Origin of the sequence: Stenotrophomonas maltophilia (assembly GCF_900186865.1) — a bacterium.
In the GTDB taxonomy this organism is placed as follows: domain Bacteria; phylum Pseudomonadota; class Gammaproteobacteria; order Xanthomonadales; family Xanthomonadaceae; genus Stenotrophomonas; species Stenotrophomonas maltophilia.
Genome location: NZ_LT906480.1, coordinates 3,194,394 through 3,220,142, shown reverse-complemented (window position 1 = coordinate 3,220,142; position 25,749 = coordinate 3,194,394). Strand labels below are relative to the sequence as shown.

The following is a 25,749-nucleotide window of genomic DNA, read 5'->3' as shown; positions in this document are numbered from 1 at the left end:
CGGCAACGGCTCCTTATAATGTCCCCGTACCTCTGGAGTAGCCCCATGGCCGTCAGCCTGACCCCCATTGCCTTCGAGCGCGTGCAGCGCTTTGTCGCCCAGACCCCCGGTGCGCTGGGCCTGCGTTTCGGCGTGACCAAGACCGGTTGCTCCGGTTGGGGCCACATCACCGACCTGGCACGCGACGAGCGCGAGGGCGATACCGTGTTCGAGCAGGACGGCGTGAAGATCTATGTCGACGCCAAGAGCCTGGCGCTGGTGGACGGCACCGTGATCGACTTCGGCAAGCACGGCCTGAGCGAGACCTTCACGTTCAGCAACCCCAATGCCACCGCCGAGTGTGGCTGCGGCGAGAGCTTTACCACCGACGCCGACAAGGCCTGACGGCCCGGCGCGTCCCGGTAGCTGCCGACCTTGGTCGGCACGCGGGGCCTGGCAGGGACCCCACGGATGGAACGACCGGCTTTTACCTATCACCCCAACGCCTACGCCCTCTCCTTCGAAGAGGTCGACGGAATCTGTGACTGCTGCGGCCAGCCGCGCACACTGCGCTACCGCGGGCCGTTCTACGCCCGTCTGCGTCCGGATTACCTTTGCCCTTGGTGTATCGCCGACGGCAGGGCGGCGGCCAGCTACGAGGGTGAATTCACCGGCTGGAGTGATATCGAAGGGGTCTCGCCAGACCCGGCCAACCCGCCGCCGAGCATCGCCCGTGAGCTGCTGCTGGAGATCTGCGAGCGCACCCCGGGCTACCCGTCCTGGCAGCAATCGGTCTGGCTGAGCCATTGTGAACGGCCCTGCGCCTTCCTCGGTTTCGCCGGCAGCGACGATCTGCTGCCCATCCTCGACCAGGTCCGGCCCGATGTGGCGGAGGTCAATCCACGCGACGCCGACTGGGTGCTGGCGCACCTGAGCCGGGACGGGATGATGGTCGGCTGCCTGTTCCAGTGCCTGGAATGCGGCCAGCATCGCCTTCACGTCGACCTGGGGTGAATCCAGGCGGATTCGTGGGCTGTGCGGGGCTCCGGTAGCGGCCAGCCTGGGGCGGCATAGGGGCTGCGCCCCCGGTTCAGGTTGCCCTGTGACCCGCCGGTTGCCCGGCACCCCCATCTGCGCCATAATGCGCGGCTTCCTGCCTCCCGGCGGGAATCCTTGCCCCACCGCGGTATCAATGGCGGGGGGCTGTCCGGCCGCAAGGCCACATCCGAAAGGTAGAAAAAACATGAGTCGTCATTACGAAATCGTGTTCATGGTCCACCCGGACCAGAGCGAGCAGGTCCCGGCCATGATCGAGCGCTACAAGTCGCTGGTCGAGAACGGCAACGGCACCATCCACCGTCTGGAAGACTGGGGCCGCCGCCAGCTGGCGTACCCGATCCAGAACCTGGTGAAGGCCCACTACGTGCTGATGAACATCGAAGCCGACCAGGCCGTTCTGAACGAACTGACCGAGAGCTTCCGCTTCAACGACGCCGTGCTGCGCAACCTGGTCATCAAGCGTGACGAGGCTGACACCGAGCAGTCGCTGATCATGAAGAGCAAGGACGAGAAGGGTGACAAGCCGGAGCGCGGTGAGCGCCGTCGTCGTGACGACGAAGAAGGCGAGTCCAACAACACCGCTGACAACGAAGCCGGCGACGACGCCGCTTCCGCCGCCTAAGGAGCCTTCCCATGTCCAAGTTCTTCCGTCGCCGCAAGTTCTGCAAGTTCACTGCTGAAGGTGTGAAGGAGATCGACTACAAGGATCTCAACACCCTGCGCCAGTACCTGACCGAGAACGGCAAGATCGTGCCGAGCCGCGTCACCGGTACCAAGTCGAAGTACCAGCGCCAGCTGGCGACCGCCGTCAAGCGCGCTCGCTTCCTGGCCCTGATCCCGTACACCGACAACCACGACGTCTGATGCCAGCGGGGCGGCCCGGCGCCGCCCCCGCTGTGCCAGCTATTCGGACAGCCTTTGTTGCGGGGCATCGCCTCGCTAACGAATAACTTATCTGGAGCAATACCATGCAGCTGATCCTCCTGCAGAAAGTCACCAACCTCGGCAACCTGGGCGACCTGGTCGACGTGAAGCCGGGCTACGGCCGTAACTTCCTCGTGCCGCAGGGCAAGGCCGTGCCGGCCACCGAGAGCAACAAGGCCGAGTTCGAAGCCAAGCGCGCCGAATACGAAGCCAAGGCCCAGGCCATCCACGCTGACGCCGAAGGCCGCAAGGCCAAGCTGGAAGGCGCGAGCGTGACCATCGCCGCCAACGCTTCGACCGAAGGCAAGCTGTACGGCTCGGTTGGCCCGCGCGACATCGCCGAGGCCTTCACCGCCGCCGGCCTGCCGCTGGAAAAGAGCGAAGTCATCCTGGGCGAAGGCGCCTTCCGCAACATCGGCGAATACGACGTGCTGGTCCACCTGCACGCCGACGTCGAGACCACCGTCAAGGTCGTCGTCGTCGCCGAAGCCTGATCCCACGCCGCAAGGCCTGGCATCACCGCAGAACGGGCGCCCGCAAGGGTGCCCGTTTTGTTTTTGGCGCCGTTCCGCGGCGTAGGGCCAGGTCCGTCCGACGGGGTGGGGGTGGACAATGTTCCACGCCCATTCGTAGAACACGTCCACATCGGTATACTCAGGGCGTCACACCCGTTCCACGGGCATCGATCCCAACAGGATCAATGGCTTGGAGGGTAAACGCAGGCCGCTTGCCGGCCCCAGTCCGGAACCCCTATGCGTCTTTCCACGATCAAGCTCTCCGGCTTCAAGTCGTTCGTCGATCCGACCACCCTGCACCTGCCGACCAACATGACCGGCGTGGTGGGGCCCAATGGCTGCGGCAAGTCGAACATCATCGACGCCGTGCGCTGGGTCATGGGCGAGAGTTCGGCCAGCCGCCTGCGTGGCGACTCGCTGACCGACGTGATCTTCTCCGGGTCCAATGCCCGCAAGCCGGTGTCGCAGGCCACGGTCGAGCTGATCTTCGACAACTCCGACCACACGATTTCCGGCGAGTACGCCTCGTTCAACGAGATCTCGGTCAAGCGCACGGTCAGCCGCGACGGCACCAGCAACTATTACCTCAACGGCACCAAGTGCCGTCGCCGCGACATCACCGATCTGTTCCTCGGCACCGGCCTGGGCCCGCGCAGCTACTCGATCATCGAGCAGGGCATGATCAGCCAGATCATCGAGGCGCGCCCGGAAGACCTGCGCGTGTACCTGGAAGAGGCAGCCGGCATCTCCAAGTACAAGGAGCGCCGCAAGGAGACCGAGACCCGCATTCGCCACACCCGTGAGAACCTGGACCGGCTGGGTGACCTGCGCGACGAGATCAGCAAGCAGCTCGAACACCTCAAGCGCCAGGCCAAGCAGGCCGAGCAGTACCAGGCCCTGCAGGAAGAGCGCCGGATCAAGGATGCCGAGTGGAAGGCGCTGGAATTCCGTGGCCTCGATGGGCGCCTGTCGAAGCTGCGCGAAGGCCTGTCGCAGGAAGAGACCAAGCTGCAGCAGCTGATCGCCGATCAGCGCGACGCAGAGGCCCGAATCGAAACCTCGCGAGTGCGTCGCGAAGAGGCCGCCGATGCGCTCAACACCGCGCAGGCGGCGGTCTATCAGGTCGGCAGCACGCTGGCCCGCCTGGAGCAGCAGATCCAGCACCAGCGCGAGCTGTCGCAGCGCCTGCACAAGGCGCGCGACGAAACCCAGCAGGCCCTGGCCGAACTGGGGCAGCACATCAGTGGCGACGAGGCCAAGCTGAGGGTGCTGCGGGAGGCGGTAGAGGCCGCCACCCCGCAGCTGGAAGAACTGCAGGAAGAAAACGAGATAAAGCAGGAAAGCCTGCGCGAGGCTGAAGACCGGCTGGCCAGCTGGCAGCAGCGCTGGGAACAGCACACCTCGCAGAGTTCGGAAGCCTCGCGCGCCGGCGACGTCGAGCGCACGCGCGTGGACTACCTGGACAAGCAGATCCTCGATGCCGACCGGCGTCGTGAAGCCCTGGCCGCCGAGCGCGCCGGGCTGGACGTGGACGCGCTGGAAGAAGCCTTCGAGCAGCTGCACCTGCAGCACGACACGCAGAAGACCGCGCTGGATGAACTGAGCGAAGACGTTGAGCTGCGCAAGCAGGGCGTGGCGGCGGTGCAGGAACAGCAGCGCAATGGCCAGAACGAACTGGCCGAACTGCGCAAGCAGGCCAATGGCCTGCGCGGTCGCCTGGCTTCGCTGGAAACCCTGCAGCAGGCTGCGCTGGGCCAGGAGCAGGGCGCCGCCGTGGCCTGGCTGAAGGCGCGTGGGCTGGATTCGGCGGCGCGTGTCGGCGAACGCCTGGATGTCGATGCCGGTTGGGAAAACGCGGTGGAAAGCGCGCTCGGCCAGTTGATCGAAGGCGTGCTGGTCGATGACCCGGCCAGCCTGGTCGACGCGCTGGGCGAACTGGGCGAGGGCCACATTGCGCTGGTCGCCAACGATGGCGCGGACCTGAAGGTCGCGCCGACCTCGCTGGCTGCACGCGTGCGTGGCCCGGCAGCGATCCGGCGCCTGCTGGCGCACCTGCACGGTGCCAGGGATCTGTCCGAGGCCAAGGTGCTGCAGGCCAGCCTTCCGGAAGGCGATTCGATCATCACCCAGAGTGGCGAGCGTCTGGGCCAGGGGTGGCTGCGTGTATCGCGCTCCGGTGCCGCCGCGCAGGGCGCGCTGCTGCGCGAACGTGAGATCCAGGAACTGCGTGAGCAGATCGAGCAGCTGCAGGACCGCGAGGCCGAGCTGGAAGAACAGCTGGCCGGCTTCCGAGAGCAGCTGCAGGCTGCCGAACAGCAGCGCGAAGACGCGCAGCGTGCGCTGTACCAGGCCCATCGCGCGGTGTCCGAACTGGCCGGCCAGCTGCAGGGCCAGCAGGGCAAGGTGGAGGCAGCGCGCACGCGCATCGATCGCATCGAAGGCGAGCTGAAGCAGCTGCAGGAAACCATTGAAGCCAACAACGAACAAGCGCGTGAAGCGCGCTCGCGGTTGGAGAACGCGGTCAGCAGCATGGGCGACCTGGAATCGACCCGGCAACGGCTGGAGGGCGAGCGCCGCCAGTTGACCGAGGCGCGCGACCTGGCTCGCGACGCCGCCCGTGCGGTACGCGAGCGCGCGCACTCGCTGGCCCTGACCCTGGAATCGCAGCGTGCGCAGCTGGCCTCGTTGAGCCAGGCGCTGGAGCGCATGGGCACCCAGCGCGGGCAGCTGGATTCGCGGCTGGGCGAGCTGCATTCGCAGCTGGACGAAGGTGATTCGCCGGTCGAAGCGCTGCAGGCCGAACACCAGAATGCGCTGGAAGAGCGCGTGCGCGCTGATCGCGTGCTGACCGAGGCGCGCACGCTGCTGGACGGCATCGACGCCGAGCTGCGCAACTACGAACAGACCCGCCACCAGCGCGACGAACAGGCATTGGCCCAGCGTGAGCGTATTTCGCAGCGCAAGCTTGACCAGCAGGCGCTGGTGCTCAGCGCGGATACCCTGCAGGCGGCGGTTGAAAAGGCCGGTTTCGTGCTGCAGGACGTGCTCAACGCGCTACCCGAGGACGCCCGCCTGGGCGACTGGGAGCAGGCCGTGCACCAGATCGATGGCCGCATGCGCCGGCTGGAGCCGGTCAACCTGGCTGCTATTCACGAGTATGGCGAGGCCTCGCAGCGCTCGGACTACCTGGATTCGCAGCACGCCGACCTCACCACAGCGCTGGAAACCCTGGAAGATGCCATCCGGAAGATCGACCGCGAGACCCGCGGCCGCTTCAAGGACACTTTCGACCGTGTCAACGCCGGCGTGCAGGCGCTGTACCCGCGCCTGTTCGGTGGCGGCCACGCCTACCTGGAATTGACCGGTGAAGACCTGCTCGACACCGGCGTGACCATCATGGCGCGCCCGCCGGGCAAGCGCGTGTCCAGCATCTCGCTGCTGTCCGGCGGCGAAAAGGCGATGACCGCAGTAGCGCTGGTGTTCGCCATCTTCCAGTTGAATCCGGCACCGTTCTGCCTGCTGGACGAGGTGGACGCACCGCTGGATGAAGCCAACGTCGGTCGCCTGGCCAACATGGTCAAGGAAATGAGCGAGAAGGTGCAGTTCCTGTTCGTCAGCCACAACAAGGCGACGATGGAGGCTGCGCACCAGCTGTCGGGCGTGACCATGCGCGAACCGGGCGTCAGTCGGCTGGTCAGCGTGGACCTGGAAGAAGCCGCACGATTGGCGGGCGCGGCCTGACGTGCCATCCTAATTACCTGAATGAACTAGCCGGAGAACCTATCGAATGTCCGACACGGCACTGTTGCGCATCGGCATCCTGGCCGCCGGCCTGCTGTTGATCGCTGCGATCTTCCTGTTTGGCCGTCCGAAGAAGAAGCCCCAGGGGCGTCGCGTGGAAAGCGCGGAACCGACCGGCGGCGAGCGTCGCGAGCCGGTGCTGGGCGATGATGGCGTCACTGTGGCCGATGGCCGCGTAGAGCCGGGCATGGGCTCGGAAGGCGAGCAGGCCGAGCTTGGCCTGGCCGACACCGACGCCGGCGCGGCCAGCGACCTTGGCAAGCGCGCCACCCAGGACTTCGACAAGATCGTGTCGCTGTTCGTGGCCGCTCGCGCCGGCGAACAGCTGCGTGGCGAAGACATCGTGGTGGCGGCGGAGAAGACCGGCCTGGTGTTCGGCCACATGAACGTGTTCCACCGCCTGGTGGAAGGCCACCCCGAGCGCGGCCCGATCTTCTCGATGGCCAGCATCATGAAGCCGGGCAGCTTCGACATGGCCAACATCCGCGCCATGGAGACCCCGGCCATCGCCTTCTTCCTGACCCTGCCGGGGCCGCTGACCGCGCTGGATGCCTGGGAGAAGATGCTGCCCACCGTGCAGCGCATGGCCGAGCTGCTCGACGGCGTGGTGCTGGACGACAGCCGCAACGCTCTCGGCCGGCAGCGCATCGCGCACATCCGTGACGAACTGCGTGCCTATGATCGCCAGCACCAGGCGCCGCCGCTGACCAAGACCCCGCGCTGGTGAGCGCCATGGTGTGCCGACCAACGGTCGGCACCCACCCCGACCAGCGGTCGGCACCCACAACAGTAGATCCACGCCATGCGTGGGGCGAACCAAGGCTCGCCCCCACCAACAGGGTCAGGCCGGTACGCCGGCGACCTTGGCAAATGCCCTGCGGAACGTGGCCATCTCGTCCTCGGTGCCGACGCTCACGCGCACGCGCTGCGGCCAGATCGGCCAGCTGCGGCCGATGATCACGCCGTTGTCTGCCATCGCCTTGGCAAAGGCGGCACCGTCGCGCTGCACATCCACCACGAAGCAGTTCGCTTCCGACGGCACGCAGCTGAAACCACGCTTGCCCAGCCACGCGATGGTGGCCTGCCGCACCTTGGCATTCTGCAGGCGCCGCTGCGCGATCAACTGAGGATCCTGCAGGCTGGCCAGTGCCGCGGCCAGTGCTGGCACGGGTAGCGGGTTGTCGCCCAGGCTGGCCAGTTCGCGCAGGCGGTCGGGATGCGCGGCCGCCACGCCTAGGCGCAGGCCGGCCATGCCATAAAGCTTGGAGAACGTGCGCAACACGATCAGGTCATCGCGCTGCGCCACCTGCGCGATCAGGCTCGGCTGCTCGCTGTACTGCAGGTAGGCCTCGTCGACCAGTACGCGGGTGGACGCAGGCTTGTGGGCCAGCAGCCAGGCGAGCTCATCCGGCGGGCTGATCGAGCCGGTCGGGTTGTTCGGGTTGCACACATACAGCAGGCCGGTCGAGCGCGCGTGTGCGGCGGCCACCATCGCGCGCAGGTCATGTGCGCCGTCGTCGTGCAATGGCACTTTCTGCACGTGCGCACCGTGTGCGGCCGCGACCTCGCCCAGCGTCTCGAAGGTCGGATCGGCGACTACCAGTCCCGCCTGCGGGCGGGTCCACAGCACGGCGGCACGGTTCAGCGGTTCGCTGGAACCCGGATAGAGCCGCACGTGATCGGCCGGAATGCGCCCCTGTTCGATGAAGGCGTCGCGCACCTGACCGGCCAGTGCGAAACGGTAGCGGCCGCAACCGGCGATGCTGTCGCGTGCCGCCTGCTGGGCTGCGGGCGAGGGGCCGTAGGGGCATTCGTTGAAATTCAGCAGCACCGCACCTTCGGCGGGGCCCGGGGCGACGGCTGTCGCGGGTTGGGCATGGCCGGGCCGCGGCAGCCCGCTGCCGGCGACGGCGAGGCCGGCTCCGGCCAGTTGCAGGAAGCGTCGACGGGAAGCGGGCAGGGTCACGGGCAGGATTCCGAAGGGCAGACCGTCGCACGCTAGCGCCGGCGAGGGTGGGCGGCAAGCTGCTTTTTGTGGCGTCGCGCCATGCAGATGTGCCAACCAAGGTTGGCACCTGCCGGAACGAGGGAGAAGGTTGGCACCTGCCGGAGCGGGGAGTGCCCGTCGAGCACGCTCGACGCTGCAAAGGCGGAGGCGTTACAGGGCCTGACGGCTGGGCGCGGTAGAATCCCCGGCCATCCCAGAACCACCGGATCCCGATGAGCCCCAGCCCCGCCGAACGCGCCGAAGACCTTCGCCGGCAGATCGCCCAGGCCAACCGCGCCTATCACGAGCTGGACGCGCCGGAGATCCCCGACGTCGACTACGACCGGATGGTGCGCGAGCTGGAAGCGCTGGAGCGCGAGCACCCGGAACTGGCCCGTGCCGACAGCCCGACCCAGCAGGTCGGTGCGCGCCCCTCTGGCCGCTTCCCGGAAGTGCGCCACGCGGTACCGATGTTGTCGCTGTCCAATGCCTTCAGCGACGAGGAAGTGGCCGATTTCGTGCGCCGCATCGATGAGCGCCTGGGCCGCCGCAGCCTGCGGTTCTCGGCCGAGCCGAAGATGGACGGCCTGGCGATCAGCCTGCGCTACGAGGACGGTCATTTCGTGCTTGGCGCGACCCGTGGAGATGGCAGTACCGGCGAGGACGTGACCGCCAACCTGCGCGAAATCGGTGACATTCCCAAGCGCCTGCACGGCAAGGACTGGCCGGATGTGCTGGAGGTGCGCGGCGAGGTCTACATGGCCCGCGCCGACTTCGAGGCCTACAACGAACGTGCGCGCCTGCAGGGCGGCAAGGTGCTGGCCAATCCGCGCAACGCGGCGGCCGGTTCGCTGCGCCAGCTCGACCCGAAGATCAGTGCGCAGCGCAGGCTGAGTTTCTTCGCCTACGGCACCGGCGAAGTGCAGGGCGGCGAGCTGCCGGACACCCATTCGGGCACCCTGGCCCAGCTCGGCGCCTGGGGCTTCCCGGTCAGTGAGCTGTGCAAAGTGGTGGAGGGCACCGACGGCCTGCTCGGTTACTACCGCACTATCGGTGAACGCCGCGACGGCCTGCCGTTTGATATCGATGGCGTGGTCTACAAGCTGGATGACCGTGAGGGTCAGCAGGCGATGGGCTTCGTCTCCCGTGCGCCGCGATGGGCCATCGCGCACAAGTTCCCCGCGCAGGAACAGAGCACCACGGTGGAGGCGATCGAGATCCAGATCGGCCGCACCGGTGCTGCCACGCCGGTCGCGCGACTGGCGCCGGTGGCTGTGGCTGGCGTGATCGTGTCCAACGCCACGTTGCACAATGCCGACCAGATCGCGCGCCTCGATGTGCGCGTTGGCGACAGCGTGATCGTGCGCCGCGCTGGCGACGTGATTCCCGAGGTGGTCAGCGTCATTCTCGACCGCCGCCCGCAGGGCACCACGCCGTGGCAGATGCCGACGCGCTGCCCGGTGTGCGGCTCGGAGATCGTGCGTGAGGAGGGGGCGGCGGCGTGGCGTTGTTCGGGCGAACTGTCCTGCCCGGCGCAGCGCAAGGAAGCCATTGCCCATTTCGCCTCGCGCCGCGCCATGGACATCGACGGTCTCGGCGACAAGTACATCGAAACCCTGGTCGACGCGGGCATCGTCAAGAGCGTGGCCGACCTGTACCGGCTCAGCCGCGATACGCTGCTGCACCTGAAGCTGGTGCTGGACGCCGAGGAGCCGTCGGCGCTGGCAGCGGCGCTGAAGCTGCACCTTCCCGCCGAGGGCAGTGGTGCGGTGCTCAATGCAGTGCTCAAGCTGGACGGCAACGATCCGGGCTGGCGCGCGCAGGCGCTGGCGCAGCCGGCCAGCTTCGAATGGAACACGAAGAAGATCGCCACCAAGTGGGCCGACAACCTGATCGCAGCGATCGACGCCAGTCGTGCGGCCACGCTGGAGCGCCTGCTGTTCGCGCTCGGCATCGAGCACGTGGGCGAAAGTACCGCCAAGGCGCTGGCGCAGTGGTTCGGTGACCTGGAGCTGATCCGTCACCTGCCGTGGCCGCTGTTCAAGCGTGTGCCGGACATCGGTGGCGAAGTGGCGCGTTCGCTTGGCCACTTCTTCGAGCAGCAGGGCAACCAGCAGGCCATCGATGACCTGCTGCAGGTCGGCCAGGTGCGCATCAGCGACGTGCATGCGCCCAGTGCCAAGCTGCGCGAAGGGCTGGATCTGGCGCAGTTGCTGGTCGAGTCGGAGATCCCCGGCATCACCCGTCTGCGCGCCGAAAAGCTGGTGGCTGCGCTTCCCGGCGCACAGGCGGTGCTCGACGCCGAGCATGGCCAGTTCGTCAACGCCGGTCTGCCCGATGACACCGCGCGCGGTCTGGCCGAATGGCTGGACGCTGATGGCCACGGTGCGATGCTGTTGGCCGCCGAGAACGCGATGCGGGAGATCCTGGCCAAGGCGCCGGCGCTGGCCGAGATCGTGGCGGGTCCGCTGGATGGGCAGACCGTGGTGCTGACCGGCACCCTGGCCCAGCTCACCCGCGATGCCGCCAAGGAACGCCTGGAAGCGCTGGGTGCCAAGGTCTCCGGCAGTGTGTCGAAGAAGACCAGCTTCGTGGTGGCCGGTACCGAGGCCGGCTCCAAGCTGGACAAGGCACAGTCGCTGGGCGTGCCGGTGTGGGATGAGGACCGCCTGCTGGCCTATCTTGCCGAACACGAATGATGACGCCGCCGGGTGCCCGGCACCCGGCATGAAGCACAAAGGAACACCGATGCAGACTGCCCCTCTGGATTTCCGCCTGGCCACCCGTGCCGACGAAGAACTGTTGATCGCGTTGATGCGCGAGTTCTATGCCGAAGACAGGATCGACTTCGACGACGCGCGCGTGCGTCGCGGCGTGGATGCGCTGCTGGCCGACCCACGCAACGGCGAAGTGCTGTTGTGGCTGGACGAGGCGGGCGAGGTGGTCGGTTACGCAGTGATCGCGATGGGCTTCAGCCTGGAACAGGGCGGCCACTTCATGCTGCTGGACGAGCTGTACCTGGCCCACCGTGCGCGCGGTCGTGGCCGCGGCAAGCAGGCGCTGGCCATCTGCGAACAGCGGGCACGGGGCCGCGGCGTAAGCCGCCTGCGCCTGGAAGTGAACCACCACAACGAGCTGGCCCGTCGCCTCTATCTGGCGAGCGGTTACATCGATGACACCCGCGATCTGCTGACCCTGCCGCTGGACCACCCGCGCCCGGAGGGCATCCTGTGAGCGAGGCCCTGCTGCGCGCGCTGCAGCAGCGCGCCGCGCTCAATGCGCTGGTCCGCCGCTTCTTCGCCGAACGTGATGTGCTGGAAGTGGAAACGCCGATCCTGTCGGTGGCCGGCAACACCGAGCCGAACATCGACAGCTTCCATACCGATTTCACCGGCCATGTCGATGCCGGCGGACGCCGTCGCTGGCTGCGCACCTCGCCGGAGTATCCGCTCAAGCGCCTGTTGGCGGCGGGCGTGGGTGACTGTTACGAACTGGGCCGGGTGTTCCGCAATGGCGAGGCGGGCGGCCGCCACAACCCGGAATTCACCATGCTGGAGTGGTACCGGGTTGGCTGGGATCATCATCGCCTGGTGCAGGAGACCGCCGAGCTGGTCGGCCAGGCGCTGGCGCTGGTCGGGCGCAGTGCGACCCTGCGCGTGCTGAGCTACCGCGAGCTGTTCCAGCAGCGTGTGGGCGTTGACCCGTTCAAGGCCGATGAGGCTGCATTGCGGGCCGCGCTGGGTGATGTGCACATCGATCCGGTCGGTTTGACCCGCGATGACTGGCTGGACCTGTTGATGACCCATCGCATCCAGCCGCAGTTTGATGACACAGTGATGACCGTGGTCCATGACTGGCCGGCCAGCCAGGCGGCGCTTGCGCGCATCCGTGCCGGTACACCGCCCCTGGCCGAGCGTTTCGAGTTGTACCTGGGCGCGGTGGAGCTGGCCAACGGCTATCACGAACTGAACGACGCCCACGAGCAGCGCGCGCGCTTCCAGCGTGACCTGCAGCGACGACATGAACGTGGCCAGGTGCAGCCGGCGCTGGACGAGGCGCTGCTGGCCGCGCTGCCATCGATGCCGGCGTGCGCGGGCGTGGCGGTGGGGGTCGATCGCCTCCTGATGGCGATGAACCGCACGCCGCGCATTGCCGACGTGCTGGCCTACGACTTTGCCCACGCATGAGCGACGTGCGTTCCTGAACGTCAAAGACTGAACGGAATTCCGCGATTCCGCGCTTGCTTCGGTAAGCAGGATGATGCTCTTATCACGGCAGATGCCGGACACTGGCACGCAGTTCATCCATTCCTGCTGGGGAAGGCTTTGGTCAAGTGGTTTGCGGTTGTCGCTGCACCGGTTTACTCCATCGCGCTCTGGGGTGCCTGGCTGCCGTCATCGGCATCTGCCCAGCAGGCCGGCTACGACGGTGAAGTGGTGACCTGCGAATCACGCGATATGGGCTGGGTGCATTGCGATATCGATGTCAGCAACGGCGTCGACCTGGTGCGCCAGCTTTCCAACAGCAGCTGCATCCGTGGCAGCGAATGGGGCACCGACCGCAGTGGCGTGTGGGTCACGCTGGGCTGCCGCGCCGAGTTCCGCGCACGCCGCGCTGCGGGTGCCGCGCCGGTGGCCAGCGAGGGCAAGCGCCTGGTCCGTCGCGTGGTGCGTTGTGAATCCAATGGTCGCCCGCAGAGCTGCCCGGTGCGCCTGGATGGCGCGCCAGTGCGCCTGCTGCGCCAGCTGTCGGCGCTGCCATGCCGCGAAGGGCAGGGCTGGGGCTACAAGCGCAATGAAGTCTGGACCAGCCGCGGTTGCCAGGGGGATTTCGAAGTGGCTGACGAGGACGGCCGATTCGTTGACGTACCACGCCGGCTGACCTGTGAATCGAAGTCGAAGAAGCGCCGCTTCTGCGGCGCCAGCATCTCGGTCGGTGCCGCCGTCTCCGAGCAGCTGTCCAGCACCCCGTGCGAGGAAGGCAACACCTGGGGCTGGAACCGCAACGGCATCTGGGTGGACGGTGGCTGCCGCGCCGAGTTCTCGGTGAATTGAGCCCGGGCGGGCTCCAACCCCGGGGGGCGTGGCCCTACAATGGGCCCATGAACACTGCCTCCGACATCGACTACGCCCGTTACGACCATATCCGCCCGATCCTGTGGACCGGCGATGCCCTGCAACTGCTGGACCAGCGCAAGCTGCCGTTCGTGGTCGAGCATGTGGTCTGCCATGACAGTGACGAAGTGGCTGCGGCCATCCACGCGTTGACCGTGCGCGGTGCGCCGGCCATCGGCATCGCCGCCGCCTGGGGCGTGGTGCTGGCCGCACGTGACGTGCAGGCCGCAGACGGTGCGCACGCGCTGCAGCAGCTGGAACCGGCGCTGCAGCGTCTGAACGCTTCGCGTCCGACCGCCGTCAACTTGGCCTGGGCGCTGGCGCGCATGCGCCGTTGCCTGAATGCCGCCGGTGCTGACTGGAAGGCGAAGCTGGAGGCCGAAGCGCAGGCCATCGCCGAGGAAGACCTGGCCGCCAATCGCCACATGGGCGCGCTGGGCGCAGGCCTGATCGAAGCCGGCAGCGGCGTGCTGACCCACTGCAACACCGGCTCGCTGGCCACCGCCGGCTTCGGCACCGCGCTGGGCGTGATCCGCGCCGGCATGGCCCAGCACCGCATTGCCCGCGTGTTCGCTGGCGAGACCCGTCCGTGGCTGCAGGGCGCGCGCCTGACCGTGTGGGAGCTGCAGCAGGATGGCATTGACGCCACGCTGATCGCCGATTCGGCCGCCTCGCACCTGATGAAGACCGGCGCTGTGCAGTGGGTGATCGTCGGTGCCGACCGCATCTGCGCCAACGGCGATACCGCCAACAAGATCGGGACCTACCAGCTGGCCATCGCCGCCCGCCATCACGGCGTGAAGTTCATGGTCGTGGCGCCGTCCTCGACGGTGGACATGGAGACCGTGGACGGCAGCCAGATCGAGATCGAGCAGCGCGATCCGGGCGAGCTGTACGGCGTGGGCGGCACCCGCACGGTGGCAGAGGGCATCGCTGCCTGGAACCCGGTGTTCGACGTCACGCCGGGCGAGCTGATCGACGCCATCGTGACCGAGCGCGGCGTGATCCTGAACCCGACCCCGGAGAACATGCGCGCCGCCTTCGGCGGCTGACGCGCGGGGGAGGGGCCGCGTGACCTCCGCCCCCCGGTGGTGCCGGCCGCGGGTCAGCAACCCCCTAAGTTCCTGATTTGTGCAGGTAAAATACCCGTAAAGGGAGGCGGAAAACGGCCTGTTGTGGTAATATCCGCAGGTTGAATCGAGGTTCCGGCACGACCCCCTCCCGCAGGGGGCTGCGCCGGACTGGACCGCTACCAGACAACGGAACCCGAATGGCAGAAACCGCCAAGGAAATCATCCAGGTCAACCTGGAAGACGAGATGCGCAAGAGCTACCTCGATTACGCCATGAGCGTGATCGTGGGCCGCGCGCTCCCGGATGCGCGCGACGGCCTCAAGCCGGTGCATCGCCGCGTGCTGTTCGCGATGAATGAACTCAACGCGCACAGCAACAAGCCCTACTTCAAGTCGGCGCGTATCGTCGGTGACGTCATCGGTAAGTACCACCCGCATGGCGATCAGTCGGTGTACGACACGCTGGTGCGCCTGGCACAGCCGTTCTCGCTGCGTTACATGCTGGTCGATGGCCAGGGTAACTTCGGCTCCATCGATGGCGACTCCGCCGCGGCAATGCGATACACCGAAGCGCGCATGTCGCGCCTGGCGCATGAGCTGATGGCGGACATCGACAAGGAAACCGTCGATTTCCAGCCCAACTACGACGAAAAGGAACTGGAGCCGACGGTCATGCCGACCCGGTTCCCGAACCTGCTGGTCAACGGTTCGGCCGGTATCGCGGTGGGCATGGCGACCAACATCCCGCCGCACAACCTGAGCGAATCGATCAACGCCTGCATCGCGCTGATCGACAACCCGGAAATCGACGTCGACGGCCTGATGGAGTACATCCCGGGCCCGGATTTCCCGACCGCCGGCATCATCAACGGCACCGCCGGCATCGTCGCCGGCTACCGCACCGGCCGTGGCCGCGTGCGCATCCGTGCCAAGGCCGATATCGAAGTGGCCGACAACGGCCGCGAATCGATCATCGTCACTGAAATTCCTTACCAGGTGAACAAGGCGCGTCTGATCGAGAAGATCGCCGAGCTGGTCAAGGAAAAGAAGATCGAAGGCATCAGCGAGCTGCGCGATGAGTCCGACAAGGACGGCATGCGCATCTACATCGAGATCAAGCGCGGTGAATCTGCCGAGGTTGTGCTGAACAACCTGTACCAGCAGACGCAGATGGAATCGGTGTTCGGCATCAACATGGTGGCGCTGGTCGATGGCCGCCCGCAGTTGATGAACCTCAAGCAGATGCTGGAGGCGTTCGTCCGCCACCGTCGCGAAGTGGTCACCCGCCGTACCGTGTTCGAGCTGCGCAAGGCGCGCGCCCGTGCCCACGTGCTGGAAGGCCTGACCGTCGCGCTGGCCAACATCGACGAGATGATCGAACTGATCAAGACCTCGCCGAACCCGAACGAAGCACGCGAGCGCATGCTGGCCCGCGTGTGGGAGCCGGGCCTGGTCGGTGCGATGCTGGGTGCCGCCGGCGCCGAAGCCTCGCGCCCGGAAGACCTGCCCAAGGGCGTGGGCCTGATCGAGGGCGGCTACCAGCTGACCGAGATCCAGGCCACCCAGATCCTGGAAATGCGCCTGCACCGCTTGACCGGGCTGGAGCAGGACCGCCTGACCGATGAGTACAAGCAGCTGCTGGAAGTGATCGCCGGGCTGATCCACATCCTGGAAGATCCCGACCGCCTGCTGCAGGTGATCCGCGAAGAGCTGGTCAGTGTCAAGGCCGAATTCGGCGACGAGCGTCGTACCGAGATCCGCCACAGCGAAGAAGACCTGGACATCCTCGACCTGATCGCGCCGGAAGACGTGGTGGTCACCGTGTCGCATGCCGGTTACGTGAAGCGCCAGCCGGTGAGCGTGTACCGCGCGCAGCGCCGTGGTGGTCGTGGCCGTAGTGCGGCGGCGACCAAGGAAGAGGATTTCATCGAACAGCTGTGGCTGGTCAACACGCATGACACGCTGCTGACCTTCACCAGTTCGGGCAAGGTGTTCTGGCTGCCGGTCTACCAGCTGCCGGAAGCGGGCTCCAACGCCCGCGGCCGTCCGATCATCAACTGGATCCCGCTGGAACCGGGTGAACGCGTGCAGGCCGTACTGCCGGTGCGCGATTACGCCGATGGCCAGTTCGTGTTCTTCGCCACCAAGAACGGTACGGTCAAGAAGACCCCGCTGGGTGAGTTCGCCTTCCGTCTGGCGCGCGGCAAGATCGCGATCAACCTCGATGAGGGCGACGCGCTGGTCGGCGTCGGCCTGACCGACGGCCAGCGCGACATCCTGCTGTTCGCTTCCAACGGCAAGACCGTGCGCTTCGGCGAGGACAAGGTCCGCTCGATGGGCCGTACCGCCACCGGCGTGCGGGGCATCAAGATGCCGGCCGGCGAGGAAGTGGTCAGCCTGATCGTGGCCGAAAGTGCCGGTGGCATCGAGGACGAGAACGAGGACGACAGCGGTGTCGAGGAAGCCGCCGGCAATGGCGATGCAGTGATCGACGGCGCCGACGACGCCAGCGTTCAGTACATCCTCACCGCAACCGAGAACGGCTATGGCAAGCGCACCCCGCTGCCGGACTATCCGCGCAAGGGCCGTGGCACCCAGGGCGTGATCGGCATCCAGACCACCGAGCGCAATGGCAAGCTGGTCGCCGCGGTGCTGATGGGCTCCAGCGACGAAGTCCTGCTGATCTCCGATGGTGGCACCCTGGTGCGTACGCGTGGCTCGGAAATCAGCCGCGTCGGCCGCAACACCCAGGGCGTGACCCTGATCCGCCTCTCCAAGGACGAGAAGCTGCAGGCGGTGGAGCGCATGGATGCCTCGATCGACGAGGACGAGGACGAGGTGGCTGCCGCCGCCCCGGCCACGACCGACGGCGCACCGGCTGCTGCCAGCAGCGAGGACGCCGCGCAGGAGTGATCCTGCCGCGAGCCTGAGGTACCGACGACGCCGGCCCTGCGCCGGCGTCGTCGTATCCGGGTGCCACGCATACGCGCGCGCTTCACGCAGGCGGTGGGATAAGGGCGCATGCTGCCCCCGGAGATCGACGATGTCCGCCACGCCGCAGTCCGCTCCTGCTCCCGTCCGCGCCTCCCGGCATCCCCTCGTCACCGTGCTGTCACTGCTGCTGGTCGTGCTCGGCCTGGTCATCGGTGGCCTCGGTGGGTGGCTGCTCAGCCTGGGTGGCTCGGCGTACTACGCCATCGCCGGGCTCGGCCTGCTGGCCAGCGGAACCCTGTTGTTCGGCAACCGCCGCAGCGGCGCGCTGCTGTATGCGCTGGTGTTCATCGGCACGCTGCTGTGGACCTGGTGGGAATCGGGCAGCGACTACTGGCGCTGGGTACCGCGGCTCGGGCTGGTGACTGCGCTCGGCATCGTGCTGGCGCTGCTGGCGCCGACACTGCGCGAGCCGGTTTCAAAACCCCTGTCGCGCAGCGTGGCGGGCGTGCTGATGCTGGTGTTCGTGGCCGCCTTCGGCCTGGCTTTCGCGCCGCATGGTGAAGTGGATGGGCATCAGCCGTTCCCGGAAGGCGCGGTCAGCGCCGGACTGGAACCTACGCGCGATACCACGGGCCTGCAGCCGGCTGACCAGCCCGCCGAGGGCGACTGGCCGGCGTGGGGCCGCAGCAATGCGGGTACCCGCTATTCGCCACTGCAGCAGATCACCCCGGCCAATGTGGCCACGCTGCAGCCGGCCTGGCAGTTCCGTACCGGGGATATGCCGAAGAAGCGCTGGGGTGCCGAAACCACGCCGCTGAAGATCGGCGACCGCCTGTACCTGTGCACCGCACGCAACCGCCTGATCGCGCTTGATGCTGCCAGCGGCAAGGAACTGTGGCGGTTCGATCCAAAGGTGAAGGATGCTTCGATTCCCTATACCGCTGCCTGTCGTGGTGTGAGCTATTACGAGCAGCCCAGCACGCCGACCCTTGCTGACGCGGCATTGGCCGATGTCGCTGCCGATCTGGCCCTGCCGGAGCCGCCGCCCAGCGTCACCCGCAGCGCTGCACCGGGCAGTCGTCCGGCGTGCTGGGCGCGCATCATTGAAGGCACGCTGGACGGTCGCATCATCGCGGTGGACGCGGACAGCGGCCGCCCCTGCGCCAACTTCGGCAACAACGGCCAGGTCGACATCACCCTGGGCATGGGCGAGGTGCCACAGGGTTACGTGTCGATCAACTCGCCGCCGGCCATCGTGCGCGGCGTGATCGTGACCGGCCACCAGGTGCTGGATGGGCAGCGCCGCGATGCGCCGTCGGGCGTGATCCAGGCGTACGACGCCATCACCGGCAAGCTGCGCTGGGCGTGGGACATGGACCAGCCCGAGCGCAACGGCCTGCCGCCGCGCGAGCAGACCTACACGCGCGGCACGCCCAACATGTGGACCACCGCCACCGGTGATGAAGCGCTGGGCCTGGTCTACCTGCCGCTGGGCAATGCCGCGGGCGACTACTGGAGCGGCTCGCGCACGGAAAACCAGAACCGCTATTCCACCTCGCTGGTGGCGATCGACGTGGCCACCGGCAAGCCGGCCTGGCATTTCCAGGCGGTGCGCAAGGATGTGTGGGACTACGACCTGGGGTCGCAGGCCAGCCTGATCGACTACCCGACGGCGGCGGGCAAGGTGCCGGCGATCCTGCTGCCGACCAAGCAGGGCGACCTCTATATCCTCGATCGCCGCAACGGCCAGCTGCTGACCGCGGCCGAAGAGCGCAAGGTACCGGTCGGCGGCGTCGAACCCGAGCAGCGTTCTCCCACCCAGCTGTTTTCGCTGTACCACACGCTGCGCCGCGAACATGACCTGACCGAGCGTGACATGTGGGGCATCACCCCGATTGACCAGCTGGTCTGCCGCATCCAGTTCCGCAAGGCGTACTACGAAGGGTTCTACACGCCGCCGAGCAGCGAGCGACATTCCATCGAGTACCCCGGCTACAACGGCGGCTCGGACTGGGGCAGCGTGTCCATCGATACGCGCCGCGGCGTGATCGTGGCCAACTACAACGACATGCCCAACTACAACCGGCTGGTGCCACGCGCGGAGGCCGACCGGCTGGGCTGGCTGCCACGCGAGAAGGTCCGGTTCGACAAGGGCGGTGCCGAAGGCGCGGGCGACCCGCAGGTGGGTACGCCCTACGCCATCCAGGTCAACGCCGGCTGGCGGCTGCCGTTCACTGGCCTGCTGTGCAAGCAGCCGCCCTATGGCGGTATCCGTGCCATCGACTTGCGCACCGGCAAGCTGCTGTGGGACCGTCCGTTTGGCAGTGCGCGCGGCAACGGACCGTTCGGCATCCGTTCCGGCCTGCCGATCGAGATCGGCACGCCGAACAACGGGGGTTCGGTAGTGACCGCCAGCGGCCTGATCTTCATCGCCGCCGCCACCGATGACCTGCTGCGTGCCATCGATCTGAAGACCGGCAAGGAGCTTTGGCACGCCAAGCTTCCTGCCGGCGGCCAGGCCAACCCGATGGTGTACGAGCAGGGCGGGCGCCAGTACGTGGTGATCATGGCCGGCGGCCACCATTTCATGGAAACCCCGAACGGCGATTACGTAATTGCGTTTGCGTTGCCCAGGTAGGGCCGACGGGGTAGAACCGGCTGGGTAGAGCCGACTGGATAGAGCCGACTGGGTAGAGTCGACTGTTAGTCGACTGCTCTTCTCTCCCATGCTGGAAAGCCCGCGCTTCGCGCGATAGTCGACTAACAGTCGACTCTACCCAGGCGACTCCACATCCCCGGACGCTGCATCAAGATGATCCCTGATCCTGACGTTGGCAGTGAACCGATGTCGAGCATCCATCCTGGCGGGCATTCTCGAACTCATGCCCAGCCCTCAACTGCTTGCCGGCCGCCGATCCATAGTCGGCAACGTCTACACCATCACCATGGTGTGCCGGAACCGCCATCGTGTTTTCGATAGCCCTGCCAATGCCGACCTTGCCATGCAGCTCCTCGGATCGATGGATCGGGAAGGCCTGACTGCATCGTTTGCCTGGGTGATCATGCCGGATCACATCCACTGGCTGGCTCAACTTCGTGGCCATTCGCTGGGCTACTGCGTGCAGCGCTTCAAGGCGCGCAGCAGCTTTCTAATCAACCGGCGGCGAGGGAGCCAGGGTGCAATCTGGCAGGCGGGTTATCACGATCATGCGATCCGCAGTGACGCGTCGCTGCACAGGCACGCTTGCTACATTCTGGCAAATCCCGTTCGAGCCGGTCTTGCCGCGCAGATCGGTGACCATCCGTACGGATGGTGCCGCTGGCCGTTGAGCGAGCTTGAGTCGGCAGGCGAACGCGCATGGTGATGGAACCGACCGGGCAGAGTCAGCCGGGCAGAGTCGACCGGGCAGAGTCGACCCGGTAGAGTCGACTGTTAGTCGACTGCCTTAATCAATGCCGCCGAAGAGCCCGCACTGCGTGCGTTAGTCGACTAACAGTCGACTCTACCAGTCGCCGCTACGCGTTAGGTGCCGGCACCCGCACCATCTTCGTCATCAAGTGTTCCACCACACCCGCAGGGTCCGCCGTGCGGCCCACATGCGTGCTCGACATCTGCACGATCGAGCTGCGCTTGGCGGTAAGGAAGTGGAAGCGGGCACGCGCGGGCAGTTGCGCGATCGGCCCGGCGCTGGCGTCGCCGCGGCAGATGGCCACGATCGCATCCAGCCATGGTTGCAGCGCCTCCTGGTCCAACGCCGGCGCGAAGGCACGCAGGCGCGCAGGATCGATCTCGATGGCCGCTTCCAGATGGCGCGCGCCAGGGCAGGAGACGATCACCCCGACGTTGATGAACTCCTCGCGTTCCACCCGCGGTACCACGCGGATGACCGCATAGTCATACGTGTGCAGCGTGGGCACGGATGGCCTCCTGCACGAACACCGCACGCACTTTCAGGCGGTGCTTGAGATAATCGATGTAACCCTGGCGGTAGGCTTGGGGGCTGTCGAACGCCGGCTCGTGGACCAGCCAGCTGTCCGGCACCAGGCCGACGATGCGTTCAATCTCGGCATCGGTCAGGCGCGCGGCCAGCTCGGCATCCACCTCGGCGATGCGACTGGCGAACGACAGCAGCACATGGTCGCGGATCAGCACGAACGGCTTTTCGCACGCATCGCCGGCGTTGGCCCAGTCGTGATGGAAGTACATGGCCGCACCGTGATCGATCAGGTACAGCTTTCGATGCCACACCATCAGGTTCGGGTTGCGCGTGGTGCGATCGACATTGCTGGTGAACGCATCGAACCAGACGATGCGCGAGGCCAGGTCGGCATCCACCGGCATCGCTGCCGGGTCGTAGTTGATCGCGCCGGGCAGGTAGTCCAGGCCCAGGTTCAGGCCTTCGCTGGCGCGGATCAGCTCCTGGATTTCCGGGTCGGGCTCGGTGCGGGCGAACTCGCGGTCCAGCTCGACGAACAGGATTTCCGGAATCGGCAGGCCCAGCGTGCGTGCCATCTCGCCGGCGATCAGCTCGGCGATCAACGCTTTCGGGCCCTGGCCGGCGCCACGAAACTTCAGCACGGCCATGCCGTCGTCGTCGGTCTCGACCACGGCCGGCAGGGAGCCACCTTCCCGCAAGGGCGTGATGTAGCGGAGGGCATGTACGGTGCGCATGCGTGCATTCTAGCGTGGGTGCAGGCGCAACCCTCTGACCGGCGAGGACCGATTTCGGCCTTCACCTGTCCCTTCCGCCTGCGATGGCAGCATCCTGCTACAGGAACCCTTGGGTTCATGGGCGTACTGGCACTCTCGATGCAGAGGCTCCAGGCTGGGTACCTGCTCGGCTGCCAGCGACGCGCACTGCGAAGCGGAAACCTCATCCACGATGTCCTGCAGGCTACGGAGGTGCACCGATGAGCGACGAATTCACTCCCATTCTGCCGACCTTGGACGATGCCAAGGCGGAAGAAATGATCGGCAAGGTCGTCCTGGTCGGGGTCACCCGCTATGGCGGCGACGGCCAGGTGAAGGGGCTGGAGCAGTACGCCGGCACGGTGTTGCGCATCAGCGCCGACGAGGGCGTGGTGCTGGCCGACGAGAATGATGGCCACGAGCGCTACCTGCCACCGATGCTGGACCAGTACCAACCAGCCGAACCCGGCGAGTACCGCATGCGCACCAGCGGCATGATCGTGGTCGACCCCGACTACCTGGCCACCTGGGACCTGCACGCGCAGCAGTAGTGCCAGGCCATGCCTGGCAGGTGCCGGCAGTTCCCCGGCACCTCCCGGAGCCGCACTTTGCCCCATCCGGCCACTAGTCCTTCCGGCCCATTCACGACAACCCCTGCGGTGCTAGATTCGGGTCCATGCCCGATTCCGGGCGCCCATTCACACCCCAGGGGATAAGGATGCTCATCCGTCGAACCTCTCTGGCGGCGGCTGTTGCCGTTGCCACCGTCGGCCTGCTGGCCGCTGGCCCGGCGCTTGCCGATTACGCGAAGCCGCCGGAACACCTGCTCAAGGTGTTGAAGGCACCGCCGCCGCCGGCGCCGAACGTGGCCCCGGGCGGCCAGCGCCTGCTGCTGACCACCGCGCAGACCTACCCGTCGATCAGCCGCGTCGCCCAGCCGTACCTGAAGCTGGCTGGCGTGCGCCTGGAGCCGAAGAACCGCAGCCGCCATGACACGCCCGGTGGCTACGGCATTCCGGCCTGCGTGGCCGACTTCACCCTGGTCGACATCGGCAGCGGCAAGGAGACCAAGGTCAACCTGCCGCAGGGCTGCGCCACCGGCGCGCTGTGGTCGGCCGATGGCAGCCACTTCGCCTTCCAGAATGCGGTCGATACCAGCGTGCAGCTGTGGGTGGGCGATGCGGCCACCGGGCAGGTGAAGCAGGTGCCGAACGTGCAGCTGAACCCGATCTTCGGCTACACCGTGCAGTGGCTGGGTGGCAGCCAGAACCTGCTGGTGAAGCTGGTACCGGCCAATCAGGGCCCGGCACCGTCCAACGGCGGCGTACCGACCGGCCCGGATGCACAGGAGTCGCTGGGCAGCAGTGGCGAGAGCAGCACCTACGAGGCCCGCGACACGCTGACCAGCGTGCATGACGAGAAGCTGTTCGCTTATTACGGTGCCTCGCAGCTGGCCGTGGTCGATACCGCCGCCAACAGCGTGCGTCCGGTCGGGCAGCCGGCGCTGTTCAACGAAGTCAGCGCCGCACCCGATGGCGTGCACGTGCTGACCGAATCGATCAAGGCGCCATACTCGCATGCGGTGACCTACCAGCGCTTCGCCAACGACGTGGCCGTGCTGGACATCGCCAGCGGCAAATCCACGCCGATTGCCAGCCTGCCGCTGGCCGACCGCGTACCGGTGCATGGCGTGCCGGAAGGCCCGCGTGGCTTCGACTGGCGTGCCACCGATCCGGCCACCCTGGTCTATGCCGAGGCACTGGACAAGGGCGACTGGAAAGTCAACGTGCCGCACCGCGACCGCGTGCTGATGCTGAAGGCCCCGTTCAACGGCAAGCCGACCGAAATCACCCGTACCGCGCAGCGATTTGAGGGCTTCGCGTGGACCGCCGATCCGGCCGTGGCGTTCCAGTACGAGAACGACGAGAACCGCCACTGGATGCAGACCCGCATCGTCGATGTGGACCAGCCGAAGAAGGAAGGCCGCCTGCTGTGGGACATGTCCAGCGACGAGCTGTACGCCAACCCCGGCAACCTGGTCTTTACCCGCTTGCCGAATGGTGCGCAGGTGGTGCGCCGTGAGGGCAACCATGTGTTCCTCAGCGGCCGTGGCGCGTCGCCGCAGGGCGACCGTCCGTTCCTGGACCGCCTGGACCTGGGCACCCTGAAGAGCGAGCGCCTGTTCCGCAGCAGTGCCGACGCCTACGAACAGTTCCTCGGTTTCAGCAGCACGCCGGGGCGCTACCTGACCTGGCACCAGTCGGTGATCGATCCCCCGAACGCCTTCATCCGCCAGCAGGGTGAGGCAGTGGCTGATGCGAAGACCGGCGAGGCGCAGTTCGCGTCCACCGCGACCGCGCTGACCAAGCTGGTCGACCCGACCCCGGAGGTGCGCCAGATCAAGAAGCAGCTGGTGACCTACAAGCGTGCCGACGGCGTGGACCTGTCGTTCACCCTGTACACGCCGCCGGGCTACAAGGAAGGCCAGCGCGTGCCGGCGATCCTGTATGCGTACCCGGCCGACTTCGCCAATGCCGCGCAGGCCGGCCAGGTGTCCGGTTCGCAGCAGACCTTCACCCGTCTGCAGCCGTACCGCCTGATGCTGCTGGCCGGCTACGCGATCATCGACAACGCCTCGTTCCCGATCGTGGGTGACCCGAAGAACGCCTACGACACCTACCTGGAGCAGCTGGAAGCCGACGCCAAGGCGGCGGTGGACAAGGCCGTGGACATGGGCGTGGTCGACCGCAACCGCATCGGCGTGACCGGTCACAGCCACGGCGGCCTGATGACCGCCAACCTGATCGCGCACACCAAGCTGTTCAAGGCCGGCGTGGCGACCAGCGGTTCGTACAACAAGACCTTCACCCCGTTCGGCTTCCAGAACGAACGCCGCTCGGTCTGGCAGGCGCAGGACGTGTACCTGAAGGCCTCGCCGTTCTTCTATGCCGACAAGATCAAGCTGCCGCTGCTGCTGGTCCACGGCGAGGACGACGCCAATCCGGGCACCGAGCCGTTCCAGTCGCGCAAGCTGTACCAGGCGATCCGCGGCAACGGCGGTACCACCCGCTTGGTGATGCTGCCGAACGAGCCGCACTGGTACACCGCGCTGGAGTCGAACGAGCAGCTGGTATCGGAAATGCTGAACTGGTTCGACACCTACGTGAAGAACGCCAAGTGAAGGAACAGGAAGGCCACCTCCGGGTGGCCTTCCTGCATCCTGCTGTAACCAGCCGCACGCGCTCTGCAATCAACTGTGGAGACTCGGTAACGACGTGTTACCGGCACATTCGCGTGCCACGCAGATGGGCTAGGCTGGCCCTGTGAGTTCGTCCCGGGTCGGTGCAATGAAAGCCATCGTTCTTGCTGCAACGTTGTCGTTGGTCCTGGTTTCAAACGCCCATGCCCAATCGCTGCCCACCGAGCTGGCGCAGCTGGGGATCATCGCCGGCATGCCCTACGCCAAGGCCAAGCGCCTGCTGGATGCTGCGGGATGGCAGGTGAAGCCGGCGCAGGGCGCGCCGGAATCGCTGGAGGGCTTTCCGGAAGTGGGGTGCCAGAAGGGCGGGAAGCAGTGCGCGACGACCTTCGAGAAGGGTGAACAGCAGATTGCGGTGCGGCTGGGCACTACCCTGGCAGGGCAGCCGTTCGTGCAGAGCGCTGATTGAGCACCC

21 protein-coding genes are annotated in these 25,749 nt (G+C 66.7%); 18 read left to right on the top strand and 3 right to left on the bottom strand.

Annotated features, from left to right (window positions below; all coding sequences use genetic code 11):
* Nucleotides 1-45 precede the first annotated feature (45 nt).
* The 7 genes from CKW06_RS15370 (at nt 46) to zipA (ending at nt 7,005) form a co-directional block, all read left to right on the top strand.
* Nucleotides 46-384: a HesB/IscA family protein gene (locus CKW06_RS15370; RefSeq protein WP_005410230.1), complete on the top strand. Its 339-nt coding sequence runs from the start codon at nt 46-48 to the stop codon at nt 382-384.
* 66 nt (nt 385-450) lie between these two features.
* Nucleotides 451-993: a CbrC family protein gene (locus CKW06_RS15365; RefSeq protein WP_024957232.1), complete on the top strand. Its 543-nt coding sequence runs from the start codon at nt 451-453 to the stop codon at nt 991-993.
* A gap of 229 nt (nt 994-1,222) precedes the next feature.
* Nucleotides 1,223-1,660 carry a 30S ribosomal protein S6 gene (gene rpsF / locus CKW06_RS15360; RefSeq protein ID WP_005410228.1) on the top strand — a complete coding sequence of 146 codons (438 nt, stop codon included), beginning with the start codon at nt 1,223-1,225 and terminating at the stop codon, nt 1,658-1,660.
* Between the two features lie 11 nt (nt 1,661-1,671).
* Complete coding sequence (rpsR, locus tag CKW06_RS15355; protein WP_002804494.1) at nt 1,672-1,902, top strand: 30S ribosomal protein S18; 231 nt, start codon at nt 1,672-1,674, stop codon at nt 1,900-1,902.
* A 104-nt stretch (nt 1,903-2,006) separates the two neighbouring features.
* On the top strand, nt 2,007-2,456 hold the full coding sequence (gene rplI / locus CKW06_RS15350) for a 50S ribosomal protein L9 (RefSeq protein ID WP_005410227.1): 450 nt from the start codon (nt 2,007-2,009) through the stop codon (nt 2,454-2,456).
* A 258-nt stretch (nt 2,457-2,714) separates the two neighbouring features.
* Complete coding sequence (smc, locus tag CKW06_RS15345) at nt 2,715-6,218, top strand: chromosome segregation protein SMC (protein WP_024957231.1); 3,504 nt, start codon at nt 2,715-2,717, stop codon at nt 6,216-6,218.
* Between the two features lie 46 nt (nt 6,219-6,264).
* Nucleotides 6,265-7,005 carry a cell division protein ZipA gene (gene zipA, locus CKW06_RS15340; protein ID WP_024957230.1) on the top strand — a complete coding sequence of 247 codons (741 nt, stop codon included), beginning with the start codon at nt 6,265-6,267 and terminating at the stop codon, nt 7,003-7,005.
* 114 nt (nt 7,006-7,119) lie between these two features.
* On the opposite strand, the gene CKW06_RS15335 is transcribed toward zipA, so the two are convergent.
* On the bottom strand, nt 7,120-8,244 hold the full coding sequence (locus tag CKW06_RS15335; protein ID WP_024957229.1) for a pyridoxal phosphate-dependent aminotransferase: 1,125 nt from the start codon (nt 8,242-8,244) through the stop codon (nt 7,120-7,122).
* A 248-nt stretch (nt 8,245-8,492) separates the two neighbouring features.
* On the opposite strand from CKW06_RS15335, the gene ligA reads away from it, so the two are divergent.
* From ligA to CKW06_RS15295, 8 genes are all read left to right on the top strand, one after another.
* Nucleotides 8,493-10,964, top strand: coding sequence for an NAD-dependent DNA ligase LigA (ligA, locus tag CKW06_RS15330; protein ID WP_024957228.1), 2,472 nt, complete (start codon nt 8,493-8,495; stop codon nt 10,962-10,964).
* A gap of 49 nt (nt 10,965-11,013) precedes the next feature.
* Nucleotides 11,014-11,499 carry a GNAT family N-acetyltransferase gene (locus CKW06_RS15325; protein ID WP_024957227.1) on the top strand — a complete coding sequence of 162 codons (486 nt, stop codon included), beginning with the start codon at nt 11,014-11,016 and terminating at the stop codon, nt 11,497-11,499.
* Nucleotides 11,496-12,452: an EF-P lysine aminoacylase EpmA gene (gene epmA, locus CKW06_RS15320; protein WP_024957226.1), complete on the top strand. Its 957-nt coding sequence runs from the start codon at nt 11,496-11,498 to the stop codon at nt 12,450-12,452. The genes CKW06_RS15325 and epmA overlap by 4 nt, the downstream gene beginning before the upstream one ends.
* A gap of 138 nt (nt 12,453-12,590) precedes the next feature.
* Entirely contained in the window at nt 12,591-13,319 is a 729-nt protein-coding gene (locus CKW06_RS15315; protein WP_024957225.1) for a DUF3011 domain-containing protein, read from the top strand.
* Nucleotides 13,320-13,366: 47 nt separating this feature from the next.
* Nucleotides 13,367-14,431, top strand: a complete 1,065-nt coding sequence (mtnA, locus tag CKW06_RS15310) for an S-methyl-5-thioribose-1-phosphate isomerase (RefSeq protein ID WP_005413901.1) — start codon at nt 13,367-13,369, stop codon at nt 14,429-14,431.
* Nucleotides 14,432-14,649: 218 nt separating this feature from the next.
* Nucleotides 14,650-17,364: a DNA gyrase subunit A gene (gyrA, locus tag CKW06_RS15305; RefSeq protein WP_024957224.1), complete on the top strand. Its 2,715-nt coding sequence runs from the start codon at nt 14,650-14,652 to the stop codon at nt 17,362-17,364.
* A gap of 130 nt (nt 17,365-17,494) precedes the next feature.
* Nucleotides 17,495-20,023 carry a membrane-bound PQQ-dependent dehydrogenase, glucose/quinate/shikimate family gene (locus tag CKW06_RS15300; RefSeq protein WP_024957223.1) on the top strand — a complete coding sequence of 843 codons (2,529 nt, stop codon included), beginning with the start codon at nt 17,495-17,497 and terminating at the stop codon, nt 20,021-20,023.
* 244 nt (nt 20,024-20,267) lie between these two features.
* A complete protein-coding gene (locus tag CKW06_RS15295) occupies nt 20,268-20,750 on the top strand; it encodes an REP-associated tyrosine transposase (protein WP_024957222.1) in 483 nt (160 codons plus the stop codon).
* A 151-nt stretch (nt 20,751-20,901) separates the two neighbouring features.
* Here the strand turns inward: CKW06_RS15295 and CKW06_RS15290 are convergent, their stop codons facing one another.
* Entirely contained in the window at nt 20,902-21,303 is a 402-nt protein-coding gene (locus tag CKW06_RS15290; RefSeq protein ID WP_024957221.1) for a DUF3037 domain-containing protein, read from the bottom strand.
* A complete protein-coding gene (locus CKW06_RS15285) occupies nt 21,281-22,057 on the bottom strand; it encodes a HipA family kinase (protein WP_024957220.1) in 777 nt (258 codons plus the stop codon). The genes CKW06_RS15290 and CKW06_RS15285 overlap by 23 nt, the downstream gene beginning before the upstream one ends.
* 239 nt (nt 22,058-22,296) lie before the next feature.
* On the opposite strand from CKW06_RS15285, the gene CKW06_RS15280 reads away from it, so the two are divergent.
* The 3 genes from CKW06_RS15280 (at nt 22,297) to CKW06_RS15270 (ending at nt 25,743) form a co-directional block, all read left to right on the top strand.
* A complete protein-coding gene (locus CKW06_RS15280) occupies nt 22,297-22,626 on the top strand; it encodes a hypothetical protein (RefSeq protein WP_005413891.1) in 330 nt (109 codons plus the stop codon).
* A 167-nt stretch (nt 22,627-22,793) separates the two neighbouring features.
* The gene (locus CKW06_RS15275; RefSeq protein WP_024957219.1) at nt 22,794-25,256 is read left to right on the top strand and encodes a S9 family peptidase; all 2,463 of its coding nucleotides are present in this window, start codon (nt 22,794-22,796) and stop codon (nt 25,254-25,256) included.
* A 166-nt stretch (nt 25,257-25,422) separates the two neighbouring features.
* Nucleotides 25,423-25,743, top strand: coding sequence for a hypothetical protein (locus CKW06_RS15270; protein ID WP_005410210.1), 321 nt, complete (start codon nt 25,423-25,425; stop codon nt 25,741-25,743).
* Nucleotides 25,744-25,749: the final 6 nt, after the last annotated feature.

Bases quoted from the DNA above. Each gene is read 5' to 3' on its own strand.
- CKW06_RS15370 (WP_005410230.1), top strand. From the start codon at position 46: ATGGCCGTCAGCCTGACCCCCATTGCCTTCGAGCGCGTGCAGCGCTTT.
- CKW06_RS15365 (WP_024957232.1), top strand. From the start codon at position 451: ATGGAACGACCGGCTTTTACCTATCACCCCAACGCCTACGCCCTCTCC.
- rpsF (WP_005410228.1), top strand. From the start codon at position 1,223: ATGAGTCGTCATTACGAAATCGTGTTCATGGTCCACCCGGACCAGAGC.
- rpsR (WP_002804494.1), top strand. From the start codon at position 1,672: ATGTCCAAGTTCTTCCGTCGCCGCAAGTTCTGCAAGTTCACTGCTGAA.
- rplI (WP_005410227.1), top strand. From the start codon at position 2,007: ATGCAGCTGATCCTCCTGCAGAAAGTCACCAACCTCGGCAACCTGGGC.
- smc (WP_024957231.1), top strand. From the start codon at position 2,715: ATGCGTCTTTCCACGATCAAGCTCTCCGGCTTCAAGTCGTTCGTCGAT.
- zipA (WP_024957230.1), top strand. From the start codon at position 6,265: ATGTCCGACACGGCACTGTTGCGCATCGGCATCCTGGCCGCCGGCCTG.
- CKW06_RS15325 (WP_024957227.1), top strand. From the start codon at position 11,014: ATGCAGACTGCCCCTCTGGATTTCCGCCTGGCCACCCGTGCCGACGAA.
- mtnA (WP_005413901.1), top strand. From the start codon at position 13,367: ATGAACACTGCCTCCGACATCGACTACGCCCGTTACGACCATATCCGC.
- gyrA (WP_024957224.1), top strand. From the start codon at position 14,650: ATGGCAGAAACCGCCAAGGAAATCATCCAGGTCAACCTGGAAGACGAG.
- CKW06_RS15300 (WP_024957223.1), top strand. From the start codon at position 17,495: ATGTCCGCCACGCCGCAGTCCGCTCCTGCTCCCGTCCGCGCCTCCCGG.
- CKW06_RS15295 (WP_024957222.1), top strand. From the start codon at position 20,268: ATGCCCAGCCCTCAACTGCTTGCCGGCCGCCGATCCATAGTCGGCAAC.
- CKW06_RS15285 (WP_024957220.1), bottom strand. From the start codon at position 22,057: ATGCGCACCGTACATGCCCTCCGCTACATCACGCCCTTGCGGGAAGGT.
- CKW06_RS15280 (WP_005413891.1), top strand. From the start codon at position 22,297: ATGAGCGACGAATTCACTCCCATTCTGCCGACCTTGGACGATGCCAAG.
- CKW06_RS15275 (WP_024957219.1), top strand. From the start codon at position 22,794: ATGCTCATCCGTCGAACCTCTCTGGCGGCGGCTGTTGCCGTTGCCACC.
- CKW06_RS15270 (WP_005410210.1), top strand. From the start codon at position 25,423: ATGAAAGCCATCGTTCTTGCTGCAACGTTGTCGTTGGTCCTGGTTTCA.